Below are 1,119 nucleotides of genomic sequence, written 5' to 3' on the forward strand. Positions count from 1 at the left end.
TTGTCGATCAGCATCAGCGCGCCGATCGTGAACGACACGATCCCGCCGAAACCGAGCACGCCGAAGGTCGGCAGGAATGCCTCGGCGACCAGGCAGCCGAGACCGAGCAGCACGAGGCCGAGGCCCGCATAGCTGATCGGCAGCAACTGCATCGCGAACAGCCCGACCAGCAGGCAGATCGTGCCGGCGACGCCCGGCAGCACGAAGCCGGGGTTCGCGAATTCGAAGAACAGGCCGTAGATGCCGATCGTCAGCAGGATCAGCGCGACGTTCGGATCGGTGATGATCAACAGGAAGCGGCTGCGCCAGTCGGGTTCGACCGCGACGAGCGGCGCATGCGCGGTTGCGAGCCGCACCGTGCCGGCGGTGGTCGTCGCGCTGTGGCCGTCGAGCTGGCGCGCAAGGTCGGCCGGATCCTGCGCGATCAGGTCGACGACGTGCTGCGCGCGCGCCTCGCTGGCCGACAGGCTGACGGCTTCGCGCACCGCGCGCTCGGCCCATTCGGCATTGCGCCCGCGCAACTGTGCGAGGCCCCGGATATAGGCCGACGCATCCTGCATTGCCTTGCGGGTCTCGGTCGATTGCGTGTCGTTCGGCAGCGCGGCGGGCGACGTGCCCGCGGTTCCCGATGCACCCGGCGTCCCGGCCGGGGGCGCCCGTGGCGCAGCGGGGTTCGCGCCCGGCGGAGTAGCGCCGCCGACGCCGATCTGCACGGGCGATGCCGCGCCGAGATTGGTGCCGGGCGCCATCGCCGCGAAGTGGCTCGCATAGACGATGTAGGTGCCTGCGCTCGCGGCGCGCGCGCCACCCGGCGCGACGAATGCGGCAACCGGCACCGGCGAGCCGAGGATGGCCTTGATGATCTGCCGCATCGACGTGTCGAGCCCGCCGGGCGTGTCGAGCTGCAGGATGGCGAGCGGCGCATGTTCGCGTGCGGCGCGCTCGAGCGAGCGAACGATGAAGTCGGCGCTGGCCGGCCCGATTGCTCCGTTGACGGGGATCACGATAACCGGATGCGCAGCCGGCGGCGCCTCGGCGATCGGCGGCGCGGCGACCGCGGCACATACGACGAGCAGCGCCGCGAACAGCGCGGCGCGCGCGACCCGCGCGGACAGCGGG

1 protein-coding gene is annotated in these 1,119 nt (G+C 71.8%); it reads right to left on the bottom strand.

Annotated features, from left to right (window positions below; genetic code table 11):
• Window positions 1–1,119 (bottom strand): nodulation protein NfeD (locus tag G3N64_RS39095; protein ID WP_205788895.1); only part of this gene is annotated, 1,119 nt, incomplete at both ends.

It is taken from the genome of Burkholderia sp. Ac-20344 (assembly GCF_017104975.1).
Classification (GTDB): Bacteria; Pseudomonadota; Gammaproteobacteria; order Burkholderiales; family Burkholderiaceae; genus Burkholderia.